At 43.2% G+C, this 17,500-nt stretch carries 29 protein-coding genes and 1 pseudogene; 15 read left to right on the top strand and 15 right to left on the bottom strand.

Going from position 1 to position 17,500, the window contains the following annotated elements; all coding sequences use genetic code 11:
- Nucleotides 1-7 precede the first annotated feature (7 nt).
- Both XEN7305_RS22020 and XEN7305_RS22025 read right to left on the bottom strand, forming a co-directional pair.
- Complete coding sequence (locus tag XEN7305_RS22020; protein WP_006511739.1) at nt 8-499, bottom strand: hypothetical protein; 492 nt, start codon at nt 497-499, stop codon at nt 8-10.
- Nucleotides 483-1,013, bottom strand: coding sequence for a hypothetical protein (locus tag XEN7305_RS22025; protein WP_006511740.1), 531 nt, complete (start codon nt 1,011-1,013; stop codon nt 483-485). The genes XEN7305_RS22020 and XEN7305_RS22025 overlap by 17 nt, the downstream gene beginning before the upstream one ends.
- Before the next feature lie 43 nt (nt 1,014-1,056).
- Between XEN7305_RS22025 and XEN7305_RS22030 the strand changes: the two genes are divergently transcribed.
- Entirely contained in the window at nt 1,057-1,716 is a 660-nt protein-coding gene (locus XEN7305_RS22030; RefSeq protein WP_006511741.1) for a hypothetical protein, read from the top strand.
- Here the strand turns inward: XEN7305_RS22030 and XEN7305_RS22035 are convergent.
- Nucleotides 1,705-1,983: a hypothetical protein gene (locus XEN7305_RS22035; RefSeq protein ID WP_006511742.1), complete on the bottom strand. Its 279-nt coding sequence runs from the start codon at nt 1,981-1,983 to the stop codon at nt 1,705-1,707. The genes XEN7305_RS22030 and XEN7305_RS22035 overlap by 12 nt on opposite strands.
- A 36-nt stretch (nt 1,984-2,019) precedes the next feature.
- A complete protein-coding gene (locus tag XEN7305_RS22040) occupies nt 2,020-2,772 on the bottom strand; it encodes a hypothetical protein (protein ID WP_006511743.1) in 753 nt (250 codons plus the stop codon).
- A gap of 91 nt (nt 2,773-2,863) precedes the next feature.
- Between XEN7305_RS22040 and XEN7305_RS22045 the strand changes: the two genes are divergently transcribed.
- Nucleotides 2,864-3,139: a helix-turn-helix domain-containing protein gene (locus XEN7305_RS22045; RefSeq protein WP_040899138.1), complete on the top strand. Its 276-nt coding sequence runs from the start codon at nt 2,864-2,866 to the stop codon at nt 3,137-3,139.
- Here the strand turns inward: XEN7305_RS22045 and XEN7305_RS30085 are convergent.
- The 5 genes from XEN7305_RS30085 to XEN7305_RS22065 are packed head-to-tail and all read right to left on the bottom strand — an operon-like array spanning nt 3,129 to nt 5,241.
- Nucleotides 3,129-3,260, bottom strand: coding sequence for a hypothetical protein (locus XEN7305_RS30085; protein ID WP_006511744.1), 132 nt, complete (start codon nt 3,258-3,260; stop codon nt 3,129-3,131). The two genes, XEN7305_RS22045 and XEN7305_RS30085, sit on opposite strands and share 11 nt — an antisense overlap.
- Nucleotides 3,261-3,320: 60 nt before the next feature.
- A complete protein-coding gene (locus tag XEN7305_RS22050; RefSeq protein ID WP_006511745.1) occupies nt 3,321-3,815 on the bottom strand; it encodes a hypothetical protein in 495 nt (164 codons plus the stop codon).
- A gap of 37 nt (nt 3,816-3,852) precedes the next feature.
- Nucleotides 3,853-4,275 carry a hypothetical protein gene (locus XEN7305_RS22055; RefSeq protein WP_006511746.1) on the bottom strand — a complete coding sequence of 141 codons (423 nt, stop codon included), beginning with the start codon at nt 4,273-4,275 and terminating at the stop codon, nt 3,853-3,855.
- Between the two features lie 58 nt (nt 4,276-4,333).
- Nucleotides 4,334-4,699, bottom strand: coding sequence for a hypothetical protein (locus tag XEN7305_RS22060; protein WP_006511747.1), 366 nt, complete (start codon nt 4,697-4,699; stop codon nt 4,334-4,336).
- Nucleotides 4,696-5,241: a hypothetical protein gene (locus XEN7305_RS22065; protein WP_006511748.1), complete on the bottom strand. Its 546-nt coding sequence runs from the start codon at nt 5,239-5,241 to the stop codon at nt 4,696-4,698. The genes XEN7305_RS22060 and XEN7305_RS22065 overlap by 4 nt, the downstream gene beginning before the upstream one ends.
- Before the next feature lie 77 nt (nt 5,242-5,318).
- Between XEN7305_RS22065 and XEN7305_RS22070 the strand changes: the two genes are divergently transcribed.
- The 10 genes from XEN7305_RS22070 (at nt 5,319) to XEN7305_RS22110 (ending at nt 12,816) form a co-directional block, all read left to right on the top strand.
- Nucleotides 5,319-6,026, top strand: a complete 708-nt coding sequence (locus XEN7305_RS22070) for a calcium-binding protein (RefSeq protein ID WP_006511749.1) — start codon at nt 5,319-5,321, stop codon at nt 6,024-6,026.
- A complete protein-coding gene (locus XEN7305_RS29190; protein ID WP_158500434.1) occupies nt 6,027-6,344 on the top strand; it encodes a hypothetical protein in 318 nt (105 codons plus the stop codon).
- Entirely contained in the window at nt 6,314-6,838 is a 525-nt protein-coding gene (locus tag XEN7305_RS27020; RefSeq protein WP_158500436.1) for a sigma-70 family RNA polymerase sigma factor, read from the top strand. Before XEN7305_RS29190 ends, XEN7305_RS27020 begins: the two co-directional genes overlap by 31 nt.
- Before the next feature lie 60 nt (nt 6,839-6,898).
- Complete coding sequence (locus XEN7305_RS22080) at nt 6,899-7,807, top strand: hypothetical protein (RefSeq protein WP_006511751.1); 909 nt, start codon at nt 6,899-6,901, stop codon at nt 7,805-7,807.
- Nucleotides 7,808-7,919: 112 nt separating this feature from the next.
- Nucleotides 7,920-8,711 (top strand): Rha family transcriptional regulator, encoded by a 792-nt coding sequence (locus XEN7305_RS22085; RefSeq protein WP_006511752.1) that lies wholly within the window; start codon nt 7,920-7,922, stop codon nt 8,709-8,711.
- 12 nt (nt 8,712-8,723) lie between these two features.
- Nucleotides 8,724-9,122: a DUF3307 domain-containing protein gene (locus tag XEN7305_RS22090; protein ID WP_006511753.1), complete on the top strand. Its 399-nt coding sequence runs from the start codon at nt 8,724-8,726 to the stop codon at nt 9,120-9,122.
- A gap of 20 nt (nt 9,123-9,142) precedes the next feature.
- Nucleotides 9,143-9,841, top strand: a complete 699-nt coding sequence (locus XEN7305_RS22095; protein WP_006511754.1) for a 3'-5' exoribonuclease domain-containing protein — start codon at nt 9,143-9,145, stop codon at nt 9,839-9,841.
- Nucleotides 9,842-9,877: 36 nt separating this feature from the next.
- Entirely contained in the window at nt 9,878-10,306 is a 429-nt protein-coding gene (locus tag XEN7305_RS22100; RefSeq protein WP_006511755.1) for a hypothetical protein, read from the top strand.
- Nucleotides 10,303-12,432 (top strand): hypothetical protein, encoded by a 2,130-nt coding sequence (locus tag XEN7305_RS22105; RefSeq protein WP_006511756.1) that lies wholly within the window; start codon nt 10,303-10,305, stop codon nt 12,430-12,432. Before XEN7305_RS22100 ends, XEN7305_RS22105 begins: the two co-directional genes overlap by 4 nt.
- A 42-nt stretch (nt 12,433-12,474) precedes the next feature.
- Nucleotides 12,475-12,816 (top strand): hypothetical protein, encoded by a 342-nt coding sequence (locus XEN7305_RS22110; RefSeq protein WP_006511757.1) that lies wholly within the window; start codon nt 12,475-12,477, stop codon nt 12,814-12,816.
- A gap of 50 nt (nt 12,817-12,866) precedes the next feature.
- On the opposite strand, the gene XEN7305_RS22115 is transcribed toward XEN7305_RS22110, so the two are convergent.
- The 6 genes from XEN7305_RS22115 to XEN7305_RS30410 all read right to left on the bottom strand — a co-directional run bounded on the left by XEN7305_RS22115 (nt 12,867) and on the right by XEN7305_RS30410 (nt 16,169).
- Nucleotides 12,867-13,466: a hypothetical protein gene (locus XEN7305_RS22115; protein ID WP_006511758.1), complete on the bottom strand. Its 600-nt coding sequence runs from the start codon at nt 13,464-13,466 to the stop codon at nt 12,867-12,869.
- Nucleotides 13,467-13,506: 40 nt separating this feature from the next.
- Entirely contained in the window at nt 13,507-13,746 is a 240-nt protein-coding gene (locus XEN7305_RS22120; RefSeq protein WP_144053346.1) for a hypothetical protein, read from the bottom strand.
- Between the two features lie 17 nt (nt 13,747-13,763).
- The gene (locus XEN7305_RS22125) at nt 13,764-13,985 is read right to left on the bottom strand and encodes a hypothetical protein (protein WP_006511760.1); all 222 of its coding nucleotides are present in this window, start codon (nt 13,983-13,985) and stop codon (nt 13,764-13,766) included.
- 43 nt (nt 13,986-14,028) lie between these two features.
- Complete coding sequence (locus XEN7305_RS22130; protein WP_006511761.1) at nt 14,029-14,313, bottom strand: hypothetical protein; 285 nt, start codon at nt 14,311-14,313, stop codon at nt 14,029-14,031.
- Between the two features lie 12 nt (nt 14,314-14,325).
- Entirely contained in the window at nt 14,326-15,822 is a 1,497-nt protein-coding gene (locus XEN7305_RS22135; RefSeq protein ID WP_006511762.1) for an RNA-guided endonuclease TnpB family protein, read from the bottom strand.
- Between the two features lie 89 nt (nt 15,823-15,911).
- Nucleotides 15,912-16,169 carry a helix-turn-helix transcriptional regulator gene (locus XEN7305_RS30410; RefSeq protein WP_006511763.1) on the bottom strand — a complete coding sequence of 86 codons (258 nt, stop codon included), beginning with the start codon at nt 16,167-16,169 and terminating at the stop codon, nt 15,912-15,914.
- Between the two features lie 232 nt (nt 16,170-16,401).
- On the opposite strand from XEN7305_RS30410, the gene XEN7305_RS22145 reads away from it, so the two are divergent.
- From XEN7305_RS22145 to tnpA, 3 genes and pseudogenes are all read left to right on the top strand, one after another.
- On the top strand, nt 16,402-16,719 hold the full coding sequence (locus XEN7305_RS22145) for a hypothetical protein (protein ID WP_006511764.1): 318 nt from the start codon (nt 16,402-16,404) through the stop codon (nt 16,717-16,719).
- A gap of 118 nt (nt 16,720-16,837) precedes the next feature.
- Nucleotides 16,838-16,978, top strand: coding sequence for a hypothetical protein (locus tag XEN7305_RS22150; RefSeq protein WP_238569023.1), 141 nt, complete (start codon nt 16,838-16,840; stop codon nt 16,976-16,978).
- A 60-nt stretch (nt 16,979-17,038) separates the two neighbouring features.
- Nucleotides 17,039-17,456: pseudogene (tnpA, locus tag XEN7305_RS22155) on the top strand (IS200/IS605 family transposase).
- Nucleotides 17,457-17,500: the final 44 nt, after the last annotated feature.

Below are 17,500 nucleotides of genomic sequence, written 5' to 3' on the forward strand. Positions count from 1 at the left end.
TTTAGGGTTATTGGTTTTTAAGCTCGGCCAGTTCTTTTTTAAGAGCAGCAACTTCATCAAGGGGTACGGTTGGCTGGACTTGAGATTTTAGTTCTGCAATCTCTTTTTTTAGTTGCTCAAACTCGTCGTCCGTCATATCGTCATCCGCAAGATCCTTGAGCATTTTTTGGTACTTTGCGATCGCCTCACTATCTTCTCTTTCCTTAGCTTGAGATAACCTCATCTCGGCAAAATAACGGCTCAGCTCCGCCGTTATCTGACTCACCTCTTCCATGTCTAGAAGCAAGACATACTTCCCTTCTGCGATCTTCTTGATTAGGTTATCGGGCAAGCCTGGCAGGATGACTTCTTTAAGAACAAACCCAATATCATTTTGAGCTTGAATTCCAAAGTCAAGGCTCGCTGTGCTAATTAAAAATTGCTGGAGTACCCCAATATGAAGGTTGCTAAATTCTTGGATTTCGTAATCTTTGCCGCGAATATTAAGAGTTTTTTGCATCGAATTTTTTAGATAGGTTTTGAGTGATAGTTTTCTGAGCTTGCTCTATTCTTGCGCCTGGCTTGGGAGTACCATCAAGATTAAGATCTAAGAAGTTTTCTTGATTTTGATAGCGTCGAGTTCCTCTCTTGGCGATGGTCTTACTAATTGCGATCGCGACACCTAATGCCCGTTTCCCCGAAGCGATACCCTTGGCTTTGACCCAATCTTCCAATGGTGCGATCGGTGGAGTGGCTCCTGGACCCCTTCCTGCAACTCGGTTAATAGCGCGATCGCTTGTGTTAATAATGACTGCGTTAATCGCAAAAGTAGAAGACCCTCGACGAGGGGCAATTACATCCCAGCCTCCCTTAAGATCTTTCGTCGCCCCCACATAACTTTCTTGCTGCCACTCGTCAGCAACATCCAACAACTCATCAACATAGGCATCATAAAGCCCTTGCTTCATTGCCTGATCAGCTAAGTAGCCAGGGTTAACTGAGACTTTAATCTTGAGGTTTCCGCTAATTGCCATTATGCAAAAGATAGAATGATCTAAGTTTAGCTTAGCGATCAACTTGTTTCTTCATCTAAATTCTGCCAAAAAACATTACTTAATTGATTCGACCTATCATTCGAGATTTGCCAAGCTTCACCAATGGTGGGCCAAGTTACCAGAAATCATCGAAACTTTTGGCCCCGACTCTCTTGAGGCATCTTTCGCTCTAGATAACCTGGGGGAATTGGCAAACCTAGATTTTAAATTATCGGAATTGCCGCCAGAAGAGCTAAACGAAGCTCTAGAAAAGATTGCAAGCGCTAATTTTCAATTTAAAGAAGAAGAACCAGAGGGCGCACCCACAAAAAAACCCCAAGAACCCCTCTCGATAGAAGATTATCAATCCCAGTTAACAGTAGATCTAGTCAACTCTGGGCTATGCCCTGACCTAAGAGCTGCGATCGCGATTTCAGATATCACGCCCCATAAGCTTTTAGAGGGTTATATTAAGGCTCGCTTGAATTTCCTCAACCGCGACCAGATAAACAACGAAGAAGCTGCCGAGAGTCTCATGCAAGAGCTCAAAGATGGCAGCTTCTTTGGTAAGGCAGAAAAAGGGAAAGATCCCTTTAGGGACGGCGTACTTCAAGCGATGAATATCAGGCCCCCCAAGGCAGCTCAGGCTAAACCAAAGCTCGAAGGGATGCCAGACTCAGTCAAGAAGGCGCTAGGCCTTTAATATTTCGTGGTCGAGTCGAGATCTGCCGCTTTTAGTGTAAGCGATCAGATCTTTCCCTTTCTTGTCTGGGCGATCGCAAGTCACGACTTTTAATCCAGACTTAGCGTATCCAGTAAAGCGATCGCGAAGCTCTTCGGGCAGCTTTTGGCAATCTTCAGCGCTCATCACCTTGGGTTCTGACTTCGCTTCGGTTTTAGGCGTTTCAGCTTTAACCGCTTCGGTCTTAGTTGCCTTAGTTGCAACTTTAGATTCAATTGTTTCAGACATAACTTCCTACTTCCTACTTCCTACTTTTTACTTTAATTAAGCGGCATCAAAGAATACATAAGGCACGGAAAAGCCAGCGGGAAGCAAGCATCTAAACTCACGGGTAAATTCATCCGCGCCAGGGTCAAAGTTTACGCCGTTCAAAGAAGTTGCTCTGGGAATCCATAAACGCTTATCTGCAAAACGAGTCCCGCAAACTTTCATAAATAGTTCTACGTTGGCATAGGGGGTATAATTGGTATTTCCCCCAGTGATCTCAACTGTTGATTCAGTAGTTCGATAATAGACCACAGCCACTTTGCCGTTATAGCTGGCGTCAACCGTAATCGTGTCTGCTGTAACCTCAAAGTTTGTCGCGTCAATTGTACCGCCGCTAGCCTGGAAAGCCAGACTAATATTGCCTGGAGCCAAGGCATCAAGGATGACAACACTAACGTTTGCTTGATCAACAAGCAGCCCTGTGACGGTCAAAGCTCCTCCTGCTATTGTCCCGCTAACCAAAGTTGGCAATTCAATGCTGGCTGAAGTTTGCCGTCTGTTGTTGAAAAGAATCCAGTTAATTGCCTCTTCGTCAAGGATCTGAGTTCCCATATTGCAAGTGAATTCAGAGTCTTTATCGGCAACGTCAAGATCTCGCAATGGAGTACAATCGGTCTCCGAATGCCCCTTAGATACATCAACAGTTCTTTCCTCTGTCAGGGTACAAGTAAAAGCAGGCGACAGGTACATTGAGCCATCGACAGGATCTCTCGCGCCGATTACTCCAACGCCCGTAATATTATTTGGCATAGCTAGTCACTCACTATCAATTCGGTAGTGACTAGCAATCTAAAGGCGATCGCAGCTAGAATTTAAAAATCGTGACTAATGGTCAAATCCTTTGACAGCTAGGCAATTATCGACGCCAAATATCCATAAAATAATTGGAGCTAGAATTCGTTTGGCGAGGACATCAAAATTTTTATACCAAACAACGCTTGCTGAAGAAATCGGAGTATCGTCTTCTTATTTGAGCAAGATTGAGTCTGGCGATCGCGTGTTATCTGCGGCCTTGATGTGCAAAATTGCGATCGCCCTGGGAGTTAGCGAGGCAAGTTTAAATCCCTATCGCAGTATCGACAGTTGGGGAACGCCTCAACTTCCGATCAGAGATTAGCGATCGCCACCTCGTAGGCTTGTTGTTCCTCCTCTGTCCAGTCTTCGAATTCCTGAATGTCTTCAAGCAACGCTTCGTAGCGAAGAGCTTCTTTTTTCCAGTCAATATTCTGCTCTTCCATCAAAAAAACTCCCTAGCCTGTTTCCTGCGGCCCGCGAAGCGGATCTCTCCCGCGATTGCGTTAGAAAAAGCCCGCTCCTCCTCCCACTCCTGCGATCGCGCCTTGATCCTCCCAAAGTAAAAAGAAATGCACACATCCTGTTCCTCCAGTATCTTGGTTTTTGTTATATTCTTTGACGATAGACCGCTGAGGGTTCAAATGGATTCCCTTAAATAGTCCTTCGTAACCATCGCATTGCAATTTCTTGAGCGTTTCATTCTTGATCTGAGCCGCCCAATTATCGATCGCATCTAGTAATTCCAATAGAGTATCTTTGCTAATAGTCAATTTAATATGAATCTTGTAGCAAGTCTGATTGGTAGCCAGATTCATCGGATAATTGCGATCGCTTATCTCTTCATCAAGGAAGATAGCTCCACGAGGACTCATAGTTGAATCATGCTCAATTTGATAATAGAGCCAATCAATATCAGGGTAAAACTGGGTCGTCTCTTGAGTTAAATACTCGGCCAATTTCTGTCTTATTTCTGGAGCTTTAGTTATAGGATCTGGCATTTCTTAAAGTAGGAAGTAGGGAGTAGAAAGTAGGAAGTTAAATTTCGCCGATCGCTTTTAAGACTTCTTTTCGTCTGCGGTCGGCGTCGCAATATTCCCAGATTTGCTCCAAGGTCGTCTCGCGATCGCAAAAGATGAAACTTTGCTGACCTTCTTTTTTAATTGGTCTTAAAGAAAACACCACATGAGCAAAATCTGTCAAGTCAAGTCCTAGATCTGTGCAGTGCGGGAACACAACATATTTTTGTTGATCAAAGCAAACAAAAGAGAAGTCAGTATGTTGTCCTGCTAGCCGAATAAGTCGCTGAACGACTTCATCTTCGGGATGAAAATAGATATTTATAGTTTCTCTTTCTTTGATTTTGTCAAGCTTACAATAAGGAGCTTTTTCCCCTGTTTGTAAATCAACTATTACCCGTCCTATTTTAAGTGCGATCGCCTCAATACAGGCTAATGGCATGGTTTGATAACTCCCTATTTTAGTTACTTTCTACTTTCTACTTCCTACTTCCTACTTCCTACCCGCTCCTTTTGAAAAATATCCACCAATAAGATCGCTTGGCACGCGATCGCCTATAACTCCAGTTCAACCGCTCCTTTGTTACGCCTCCATCCGAGCTTAACCAATAGGCCGCATTAGCATTGGGCTCATCATTGCGAACTAGGGTTAATCGATAAACCTCGGTATCTAGCTTAAGACTTGTATCATAAGCAAGCATTTCATTGGTAACGCTTACCTGTCTCAAGTAAGGGTTGCTATCGTCTAAATTCAATAATTGGCTTGCCGTACCAGCATCTGCGCCAACCCAAATCGACCAGGGGTTATCCTCAGCCGCATCCCTATCTAAAAGTGTTTGTTGAATTTCTGTTACCGACAAGGTCACCGCGATCGCGCATCCACTAGGGAGCCTCCGACAATATTAAAAATATGAGTGAAGGCAACTCTTGTCCCTCCGTTGTAATTGGTCGTTCCATCGAAGCCGCGAAAGCTACCCTTAAGATCTTCGATCTCACTAAACACTCCCACTCGAATCGTATAACCTCTTGTGCGATCGCTAGGGCCGTCATAACGGTGATAATCATGCATAATAACCGGAGGCAAATCGAGAGATCCTTGATCGCTTAAGGTTATTCCTGCTGTATCTAGATTCCCCACAGCCTCCAGGGCTTCCAAGACATCCTTGATGATTGAGCGAGAGTCACGACTCGTAAATTCTGGCTTGTAATAATCGACCCTCAAATCCGCAACGGCACTGGTCACACCTTCTTTGATCTCTTTTGACTTGGGATTTGGCGCGTTGTAATCTTCGCGATTAACAGGTAGCACCAAGGTATCACCGTTAAAAAGCGCCCCATTTTCCAAGATATTAAAAGGAGCTTTAAGCCCTGTTGGCAAAGGGAAAACTATTTTATTGAGCTTGCCCATTGTTCAGAAAAAGAAACATTATGTTCGACATTAATAACTAAAATAATAATAGAACAGACTTACAACAAGAGGACAAGATGGCTCAGATATTTGGCACTGCGATCGCAGATTCACTCCCAGGAACATTAGAGGATGACATCATCATTGGTGACGGAGAAGGGGATTTTATCGGCGGGGATGAAGGTGATGACTTGATACTTGGTGGAGATGGTGAAGACGCCATTTACGGCAACCTAGGAGACGATATTCTTTTGGGAGGGTCTCACGCCGATCTTTTAGTAGGGAACGAAGGGGCTGACACCATTGATGGGGGCTCGGGAGCTGATCTTATTTTTGGCAATCAAGGATCTGATTTTCTTTCTGGCGGTGCGGACGCTGATGTGATCTCTGGTGGTGCAGGGGCCGACCTAATTCTAGGAGACGAAGGGGATGACATCCTTGCCGGGGATGGCGGTAATGATCATCTAATTGGAGGCGCGGATCATGACATGCTCTGGGGGGAAGGCGGCGACGACACCCTAAATGGAGGGGCGGGCTCAGATAATTTATTTGGTGGTGCAGGAGCCGATACTTTTGTCTTAGAAGCTGGTAACGGAGAAGATGCGATCGCTGGGTATTTTGACGGCACTGATATTTTCTCTCTAGGAGGGGGATTAACCTATGAAGAGCTCGCCATAGGAGGCGGCCCCGCAGCCGCAACTATTTCGGTCGCAGCGACGGGTGAGGTTTTGGTATCTGTCCTAGGCGTAGATTCAAGCTTTATCGGAGCTGAAGACTTCGCCTAAGTGCTATCGAAAAAAGATCGCATCTTGGGGAAAAGTCGGATTAGTTGTTTCTTCAGCAAAAGTTTCTGCAATTCTTTCTTTTTCGGTACGCGATCTCGAAGAGATCCGCTTCGCGGGCCGGGAATCTTGATCTCAGTCATAGCTCTGATTTTTGCTAGCATTGTTGCGGCGGCGACAGACCTACACTTTGTCCATTTACCAAACAAGGAGGCGGACTTCAGTGATTGTCTTACGGGCTATCGTCGCCCTCTCTACTTTAACAGTTTTTCCCAAACAGAACTCAAGTGTTGCCAGATGCAAGCTCCCAGGAAAAGCTAGTCTTAGAAAACCAAAATCTAGCCTACGCGATCGCCAATAAGCTCACCCAAAGTTCCCCCGCAGAGTTTGATGATTTGGCTCAAGTGGGGCTAATTGGATTGATCAAGGCCGCCAGAAATTTTGATGCTGAGAAGGGGCGCTTTAGAGCTTACGCTGGGGCAAAAATCAGAGGCGAAATATTGCATTATCTTCGGGACAAGCATTATATAGTTCGCTTTCCACGAAGGATTAAACCTGAACCTATCACCTCTCTAGATGTACCTGTCGGCGACGGAAATATTTTTTTGGTCGATACCTTACGCGATCGCCATGAAGACTCAAAATACTTAGACCTCTACCTTGCGATCGCAAAACTTGAACCCAGAGAAAGAGAAGTCATTGAGCTGCAATTTTTAAAGGGGATGGCTCTACCTGCGATCGCACGAGCCAAAGGATTCACTGCTTGGAGGAAAAGCAAATCTGGCTTACAGAACCTGAGACAATTCCTAAGCTAGAAACAATTTGTTTAGTTCAATAAACTAAAATAGTTGAGATCGCATTTTCTCTTTATCTCAATGAGCTTAAATACCTTAGCCGCCCTCCAAAAAATACCTAACCTAACTGTCCTACGCGCCCTTGGCGATGCAACTGCGCTAATCAATGCAGGAATTTCCAACCCTTCAGATGATCAAAAAGCTAGGATTGATGGCATGCGTCGCTTGGTAACTGCGATCGCAGAAAACGATATCACTCCCGTTCCCACTAATCACGAATTTGACCTAAGGAATATCGAGTATGTCTGGCGGCAAACTTCAACCTTAGCCGCTCTTGAGCCTGGGATTGTCGCTCCCCTTGATGACGTTGGTCGCTATTTCATGATCAACAATCCTGTTACCTATCAAGCAACGGCTCCCGCCGAAGCTCCCACAATTCCCAGTCTGCTCTACATTGCCGAGCTGACCTCTCCAACTCGCTTTGTTAAATGGCGATCGCCTGACAAATTACCTGATACTCCTGTTGTGGGAGACTGGATTCCTGACTATGATCCGATTGAGGTTGATATCGCAGATCCTGGGCTGCCTACTTTTAATGCTGATTTTGTCGGGCAAAAGGTAAAGAATATCAATGCCACCTCTCAAACTGGCGTTGTGTTCGAGGCGGTTGACACAACGGGAACTTGGAAAGCTTCTTTGGTTGATAACGGCGGCTTTGTTTTTGGAGCTAATATTACAGGGAATCTAACCATTGACGGGGCGATCGGAGGCAAACAGAGGAATTTAACAGCAAGCTCTGTTGTTACTCTTCCCGATGATTTACCTAATATAAGATTTCAACTTGCCGTGTTTGATGCGATCGCGGGAAGTGCCATTACTTTGGAATTAGCTGCTGCCACTACCATTAATGGCTCTGCTGGGTCAATTTCAGGGTTGGCGAACAATATTTACACGGTTTGGAATAATGGGAACGCTTGGTACGCAGATTGATCAAGATCAAAACAATTTGTTCAGAGATATGTACTAAAATATTGGAAGGCGCAAAGCCTCGGAGTTAGCGAGGCAATATCAGCGCAGTCCACATATTCAGAGTATGCAGACCATGAATGATCTTATCAAAATTGAAGAAAGAGCAGACGGGGTTTTAGTAGTAGACTCAAGGTTGATCGCTGAAGATCTTAATGTTCAGCACAAAAACTTACTTGCTACGATCAGGAAAAAGATTGATCGGCTAGAGTCCCATTCACCAGTCGCGTTTCAAACGCGCGTGGTCAAAAAACCGCAGGGAGGCACTTACCAAGAAATTTACTGTCTTCTTGACGAAAGACAATCTTTAAAGCTGATGACTTATTCGAGAAACACAGAACAAGTTTTAAACTGCAAAGATAAACTAGTCGATTCTTTTTTAGCGGCAAAAAAAGTAATAAAAGAAGTCATCCCTCAGCAAAGCGATCGCATCAAGCAATTAGAGCTTGAGCTAGAACTCAGGAAAGCTGAAGCCGAGGCGGCAAAAGCTCAGACAATCTTGATTGAGAAACGAGAAAACGTTGTTAATTTTTGTCCCGAACCTGTCCAACAGAAAATCTTGGGCTTTCAAGTGGTGGAGAAAGTTGAATATCGAGATCGAACCTTTGTCGAGGAAGACTTGATTAATGATGGCTCGACAGTAACTAAGGCTTTCTTGTGCGACAGATACGGGTTCAAGACCAGAAACGGAGCGCCCAGCTACTCAGCTTTAAACAAATTCTTGACCCAAATTGGAGCCGATAATCATGGGCATTTGTGGGACAGTACTATGACGGTGCGAACCAACAAGCAATTTAAGCGCGAGCATCTAGGGCTGTTGGACGATGCCTTTCAAAAATGTTCTAGACAGATGTTCCTTGGGGAGTAGCAGCAAAAAAAGATGATACAAATTATTTTTCATCTCGTAGGTGACTATGTTTTTCAGTCTGACTGGATGGCGCAAAATAAGACGAAAAGCTCTGCGATCGCGATGCTTCACGCGATCTCATATTCATTGTTATTTTGCTTTTTGGTTAACTGGATTGGCTTGCTACAGATAATATTTACCCACTACCTCATTGATAGATTTCGGCTGGCTCGCTATGTGGTTTTTACTAAAAACTTTTTAGCTCCGCGCTCCAAGTGGGTTAACTGGGATGAATCGAGCCAATACGGCTATAGCAAAAAAGTCCCTGATTACATTGCTTTTTGGTTATTGATAATTACTGATAATACTTTGCACTTAGCCTGTAATTACTTTGCGATTTATTATTTTGGCGGCAATTTAGCAGGGAACTGAAAAAATCACGAGATCGCATTATGAAATTTTTCTTAGATACAGAATTTATTGAAGACGGGAAAACCATTGATTTAGTATCAATAGGTCTCGTTTGCGAAGATGGGAGCAGCTACTATGCAATATCAACTGATTTTGATCCGTCCAAAGCTGATCCATGGGTGGTCGAAAATGTGCTTAAAAAACTGCCTCCTATCTATTGGGATGAGAGCGACAACCCAGAAAATCTGATAACCCAAAACTGGGAGCCCTATCGAGTAAACAAAGGAGATCCGAACCTTACTGAAGAAGAGAAGAAAGACATTTTAGCTTGGCGATCGCGGGAACAAATAGCATTTGAAGTGGTGGGAGGGATCAAAGGAAGATGCGTTAATAAATCTGGATGGAGCGTCGAGGAGACTGTGGATATCTTCCACGACAAAGATCGGCTCTGGAAGCTAGAGCTTGATAAAGAGCCCGAAATATGGGCTTACTATGCAGACTACGACTGGGTTGTTTTGTGCCAACTGTTTGGGACAATGATGGATTTGCCCAAAGGTTTCCCCATGTATTGTCGCGACATCAAACAGGAATGCGATCGCCTGGGCAATCCTGAATTACCAGCGCAAGGAGAAGATGAACATTCTGCGATCGCGGATGCCTTCTGGAATAAGAAAGCTTGGGAATTCTTAAGAGATTTCGAGGCAGCCCAAGGAATTCAAGAAAGCCTCAATTTAATTTAGTTTAGCGATCGCAAAAAAAATAATAACCTAAAATCAATGTCAATAGAAAAGTTTAAAGAGCTATGCAAAGCAATAAACATTAACTATAAAGCTAACTTGCTTGAGTCTCCCGATGACTGGGTAGGACAAGAAATAGAGGGAATTGCGATCGCGGACAAAGACAACGAGTTTCTTGTTGTTAAGTTCAAGAGTGGCAAATGGGGGTTTCTTGGCACAGAAAGTTCTGAGTCATCTGAAGATTCTTGGTTTATTGATGAATTTTTATGGTTTGCTGGCAAGATGAATTGGAGTGCTTCGGAAGAGTCTCTAGCAAGAGCGATCGCAAAACTTGAAAAGAACGATGAATTTTTTGAGCTTCAAAAACTTGCAAAGATTGAAATTGATAAAGCGAATGAAGACTTGGACAAAAAGATAAGGCGAGAAACCTACCTAGAACTCAAAAAAGAATTTGAACCCAAGGAATGATAGGTAAAGCTCTCTCCTATGGCAATAGAAGCGATCGCATAACCGTCCAACTAAGTGACGGAACAACTGTTAATGCGATCGCAGCCAACTGCGTCAACTCCTCTCAAGTAACTATTGTCAAAGAAGGGGAGCAATATTACGCTTGGGGTTCAACCCCGCCCGTTACAGTCCTCAGCAAAAGAGAAGCTTCCGTTAGAAGGCCAGAGGATGATATCGAACCAGAAGAAATTATCTTGCCCTTCCAGGTTTTATTTACCACTCCCGTTCAACTTGGAGGCGATCGCAATCAAATAACCCTAGCCAATTTTGATCCAGTTACCATTGGCGGGATAAACAACCTCGGAGAGCAGCAATATTTGGCCGTATGGCTACAGGAGCAGATTGTTCAGGACAATAATGGCTCTCAATCTTTTCTGGGCTTTCCTGGGGTTTTTAATGCGATCGCTCCGACCTGGATTGGCAATGGCATCTTAAGCGCGATCGCCTATCCTCAGTTTCCCGAAGAGAATTTAACAGAAGAGATTACGGATGACGAGTTACCCGAAGCTGTTCAGCCACCCCTCTACCCGAGCTTTGTTCCCTATCCCCTAGTAGAGGATATTGTGGGGACTACCACTTACACTCAATCTGATACAGGCTATAACTACAGCCAAGTTGAGACATATGACTTTAATTACGTAGTTTCAGGAGATGCGGGCTTGACACCAAACCCAGCTCAACCCCAAGCTTTTTGCACCCCCGGGAATAATGGCGCTGTCGATATTCTGTTTTTCTTTCGAGATACTCGGTTTAACTATCTGGCGACAACCACCGAAACCCTAACGGGAACAGTTGATGTTCATTTCAACAATCAAGTCTTCAGTGGCGATCGCACGGAAACTTATGAATCAACCTTTAGCTACATCCAAGTTGATGCTCAATTTAGAACGCGATCGCCCTTTATCTGTGCAGGGATTCTTTTCTCTTGGGTTCCTACGGCTAATCGGACTGGAACCTGGGAAGGGCAGACCGAAACAACCGAGTCTAGCTATACTCGCACCATTACCGAAGAGGAATGGAGTAAGCCCCTAAGTTTATCCTTCACTAGGCCGCAACGGCATTTAAGGACAGAGACAGGAACTCAAGATAGCGTTTACGATGTTCCCTCCAAAACTTGGGATGTCCCCGCAGGAACCTCGACCGAGCAATACGAGGCTGAGGGGACGGATACCGAAAATATCACTAGGATTATCAGCGAAGATAGGCTCACTCCAACAACTAAATTAATTTCTGGAGATGGTAACTTTGTACTGTTTACAGAGAAATCTATTAGCTTAGAATCTGACTTCACTAGCGATCGCATACGAAATATCTCTAAATTCCACGACCTTAACGTAACCGTTGAAAATAGTGTAACCAGCCATGTCGAAAGAACCATTGTCACTCAAGCAGCCAGCGACTCCTTTTACCTTGCTAGCGCAGATATCCTTAGTCCTATTTCTACTGGTACTAGCTGGCTATTTAGCATTGTTACCGATCAAGCTCTCGACGTTGGAACCTTTACCTTGCAGAACGATAACGGAGATCCTGTTTTAAAATCCAACTTAAACGCGATCGCGGAATATACCAAGGTTGAAGATAAAGTGGCCGAAGAAATCACCTATAGCGATGTGATCAACAGCCAAATTGCTTTTTGGAATACTATAGAGTCATCGTTGGTTTACCTTGTAGTTGATTCAGTGCGATATCGGGGCGTAATCCTTGGCCTAAACTTCTCTGATGATTTTGACCCCGACTTTACTATTCAAGTTATTCGCTCCATAAGTAGCGTAGCTATACAAATTCTCTCGGCAGAAACTTACCCCCAAGGATTAGCCGAGCCTGGAGAGATACTCATCTATCCCGTAGAGAATTGCTCCGTCTTGCTGCGCGATCGCATTCTATCTGAAACGAATAAAGTCCATGCCAATCTTGTCGGGAATTTACTTTATTTCTCTAAGTCGATCATTGAAGATTTAAGTTTATCTGAACAAGTAGCCGAGGTTTACGCGATCGGGGAAACGGTTACCCAAGAAGCTCCTGAAGCGGGAGCCTTTGTTCCAATCAGTGGCGGTAATGCGATCGCAACCAGCTATTATCCAGCATAATTTACTATTGACAAAGCATCTAAGAAACAGGGAGAAAAGAAGATGAAATCAAAGCTAGAAACTAGTATCGCAAGTAAATTTATCTCGACCAAAGTAAATTCGATTGCCATAGCGATCGCAAATCTATTACTAGAACTATCAATAAACGAAATTAGTACATTTAGTACTTCACAAGTTCTTGCTAACTGGGAAGTTAAAATTGTGAACAAACCACTTCAATTAGAAATATGGTTTCCAGTAATTGACTTGCTGATTGCCGTTACAGAAAGTGGCAAACTGCTTTTAAATTTAGCCGAAAATGATTTTACAGAAATCGATCTCGGTGTTTTAGTAAATGTGTATCGCAACAAGGTTAACCATTATTCGATCACCAAAAATTCTTGACTACATTTCAATATAAACATTTTGTTCGACAAGGCGATATACCCTGAGCACTAAGCCTCTCCCTCTACCGCTTCTTGTAGTTCTGCCAAATAATTTTTTTCAACAACAACATAATCAAGCTTTTCGACTTCCGCGATCGCGGCATTAGGATTAATGTGGAACGGCATCCCCAACAACCTTTCTTTCCCTTTAAGAGATCTATCTTGTACCTTGCTCCAGTAGTCTAGCGAGACAGAGCTAAATTTCTCAATTCTTGACTCGATCTCTTGTTTTTCCTCTTCATCAGAAGCCTCAAGCCTTTTGCTTTTTAGCTCTTTTAATTTATCAAGTTTATATTCTCCGTACTCTGTGGCTATTTCAGCGTAAACATTGTAGGCGTGAATATGAGTTTTTTGAGCTTCGACAATATCTTGAGCGAGCCTAGTACTTTTTTGTTCAATAACCTTTTCAGTGGTCTTTTGAACCATCCTTGTCCGATAGGCGTCTCTTTGGTCTTTCCATCGTCCGTTTGGATCTTTGCCGCTCCACTTCTTAAGTGTACTTGGGGCAAAGGATGTGGCCTCTGCTAATGTATCAAAAGTATAGTCTTCTTCGGACTCCACATAAAGCCTTCTGGCTTCTTCTGGTGTGCAAGTTCCTTTTTTATTCACATCCGCGATCGCGCTTCACAACAACTTCATATTAACTCAGCTAATCCAAGGCTCCATTTGCGATCGCACTTAAGCCTTGAGAATAGACACTTATTCTATCAATTACATATCTGCGATCGCAAATGGTCTTATCGTCAATTTCCGAGTTGACAAAGCAGTCTGTTAGCTTGTCTGGATCGCCTTCTGAGCCCAGGCAGGAAAAGCTTACTGGGGAGCCGTCTTCGTTCAAATCATCGGACACGATCGCGGCTAAGGGCTGGCAACAATCCAAGCCGCGCATACATTTTTCAGGGAGCCTCATGAGGATTCTTTTTCAAGTACAAGTTCGGTTAACTTTGAGTTGGCAGCAGCTAAAGTATCAAGTCTACCAGAAAGATAGGCGATTTTTTCGTCCTGTCTTTTGTCCACGGCTTGCTGAGCGTTTTCTAATTTTCTTACAATCCCAAAGACCTTAACGATAGTGGCAAAAAGAACTGATACAGCCCCCGCGATCGCAGCCCATTCTAAAATTGACGCCATAATAAACACCTAAAACTTTAAGACAATTGTAGCAACCAAGCCATCAGAGGTTATGCCCCCCCAGGTATTCATCTTGACCTCTAGGCAAAAAAGACCCCGTAGGTTTATCCATATTTTGCTCTGCCACCTTTTGGAGAGCCTTAGGAGCAAAGGCCCCGATCGCAAATAAGACCGCCATCTCCGTTCCAATATGACTATCCTTCATTACAGCAACCCCGCCAAAGGCGATCGCCGCAAACAGAGATAAAAGGCACATTAGCCTCATCTGACTATAATTTCCGTTGTCCTCTTGAAGGAACCCGACTTTTTTTGGTTTGGAGGCTGCCATTTTCTTCTTTAGCTAAACACTTTGTTCTGGTATCAAAACATTTTCTGCTACAGTTGTCTTCATAAAAAGAGATTTACAATTTTTTCTCCTCTTGCTTCGCCATGGTGATGCTCCCACACCGTAGCGATAGCTCGGTGTGGGCTTCCCGGTAGCCCATAATTGATGAGCTAAGAGAACTTCCTTCGAGGTACTGTCGGTAGCAGAATTGGTTACTACCGGATTCCCTCTACGGCGTTTTATAGTTGGGAACACATCCAGCCCAACTCTTTTGATATTTATCCCCGCATTGATATCGCGGTCTATCAAAAGCTTTAATTCTTCATCCCAATATTCTCGAATACTACAATCGGTGAAAATAAAATCATCACGATAACTTAGTAATTGAGAAGTATATGCGGGATTCACTTCTTTAACTATCGCACCAGCTTTTCCAGCTTTGTACTCTAGTATTTTGAAAAATTGACCAAATCCGGCATCAGCCCAGGACAGATTTAATCCAGACTTTGCCGATTGCCCATTGGGAATATATTTCCCGTTATCATCAGTTTTTGGTTTGTTCCTTCGGCTTAATCCTTTGAGGTTGAGCTTTTCGTGAAAGAAAACTTGTTTCCCTGTATCTAGTAGAGCTTGAGCGGTATTGTAAGCATGGTCTTTTCTGGAGCGAGCAATTCTTTGGTGTAATCTTGCTTCTTTTTTAGCAAGCTTTCGCCGAGATTTGCTACCTTTAGTTTTCTGTGATTTTCTTTGAGAAACTTTAGCAAGCCTGGTTTTGGCTTTGCGAAATGATTTTAAGCTGGGCAGCTTGGCCCCTTCAGAAGTAGCCAGATAATCACTTTCATGAAGCACCGCATCCATGCCCATTGAGTTTTCCCAAGTGGGAATAATATCAGCTTTAAAATCGGGAATGATATCATCTTGCAGCCTTAAGTTGATATACCAGCCATCAGTCTTCTTGATCACTTGAGCAGACTTTAGGGTTACTCCATCGGGCAATGGGCGATGATGACGAAGTTTAATAAGCCCCATCTTTGGTAGAGAGATATAGAGAAACTTCCCGCCCACAGAACAAGAATGTAGTTTAACTCCCTCAAATACCATTGAGCGAAAACGGGCTTGATTCTTGAACCTCGGTTTTCCACTGCGTTTCCCATTCTTGTCCCCAGCAATAAATCTCTTAAATGCTAGTTGAACTCGCTTACCGACTTCTTGTAATGTATTTGCTGGTACAGAAGAAAAATCCAGTAACTCCCCACTCCAGCCCACAGCAACCAAGTCTTGCTTAAGGATAGGAAGCTGTTTTTTCTGCCCATAAAATTCGGGCTTATCTTTGAGCTCTGGCAGATGGCAAACCAAGGGGCATCTATCTATATAGCTACGATTTCGCTCCCACCAATCAAACCTTTCTCCGAGTTGACGGTTATACCAATAGCGACAAACACGAAGCCAGTCATTGAAGATTAGCTTTTGCTCTGTGGTTGGGTTGAGTCGATATTGGTAGTTATAGATCATGGCTGGAGCGAAGATTAGTACTCTAAACAAATTTTTTAGAACTCCAAACAAAATAGGCAAACAAAACTATTAGGTAATACACAGAAAAATTACTTACTTGTGTCAGGGATGAATTCCATCAAATCACCAGGCTGACAATTTAGGGCCAAACAATACTTCATCAACGTCTCTGCGTCTAGCCGTGACGGGCGATTTAATGTGTTCAAGTGCTTAGAAATGGTTGCTCTGTGTAAGCCAGTTCTTTTAATAAGTTCGCTTACGCTTACCTCTCTTTCCGCCATAACGACTTTAAGTCGCCATTTTATCCTCATGAGAAGACGATCTAGATTATTTAGTTGCGCTTCCATCTTATTCTTTAATCTTTTCGGTGACAATATTGGCTTTATGCTTCAAATGTACACCAAAAAGAATATTTAGTCAATAAGTAGATTTACAAAAACGTAATGCATAATTAATTTGCTTTTATCTTGACTTTTGAAGTCGAATCGACGACAATAATAATAACAAGCAAAACAAAAGCGATCGCCTCTCCCGCAAAAGAAAAAACGATCGCCTTCATCAAAACTAATTAAATATATTATGTCACAACAACTACTCGAACCTCAAGCGCCTTCATCAGGATTTAATGCTCTAGCCTTCGAGCTTAAGCATTACGAAGACTATCAAAGGCTAAACACTCCCTATTACGAAGTTATTGGTCGTTTTGACCATAACGACGGAATTCATAAATTTCTCCTTTTGGCTGATTGTTTCCAGGCTGGCGAATATTACAAAGATCCCTGGGGCTCCGATTGGATTGGCAAGTCTTTCTGCAACGGCAATAGCAAAGAAGTTCTTTTCTCCACTAGAGATTTGGCTGTTGCTTATTTAAAACGCCAGTACGCAGCATCTTGTTAATTGTCCAGCTCGCCATTTAATTGGCGGGTATTTTTATTATTTATTTGGAGAAAAGACCATGAAAGTCCAACAGGGGAATGTATCGACATTGAACTATAGATTAATTTCAAAGCTTAAAATGATTCAAAAATCTCTTGCTCTTGATGAATTGGAAATTGAAGGGTTCGAGGATCACTATGGGGTTGAGATTCAAGAAGTATTGGATATTAATAGGCAAATATTTAACGCTCATTTAAAGGGGAAAGTCGGCCTCAAGTAGTTAACCACGCACCTGTCCCTAGGAGGGCTGGGGACAGGTGCAAGCTTCTTAGAGGTTACGATGGAAAATAATTTTGTTTCTCGTGGGCGTTCTATATCAGGCTTAAAAGCTCATCTGGTCTTAACCACCAAGTACAGGCGCAAAGTGCTTAATGCCTCAATGATCGACAGGCTCCACGAAATATTTAAAGCTTTGCTCGATAAATGGGATTGCAAAATAGTCGAATTTAATGGAGAAAGAGACCATATTCATCTATTGCTTCAATACCATCCAGAAATACATTTAAGCAAGGTTAATTAACAATCTTAAAAGCGTTTCTAGTCGCAGGTTAAGACAAGAATTTTTGCCAATGTTAAAGAAAACGTATTATCGCAAAAAAGTACTTTGGAATAGCAGCTATTTTCTTGCCTCATGTGGCGGAGTAACAATTTCAACTTTGCGGAAATACATTGAGAACCAAGGCAGACCAACCAATTAAAGACTGGCATTCATCCCACGTCTGTACCCGATAGGGGCAGCGTG

The organism is Xenococcus sp. PCC 7305 (assembly GCF_000332055.1).
GTDB lineage: Bacteria > Cyanobacteriota > Cyanobacteriia > Cyanobacteriales > Xenococcaceae > Xenococcus.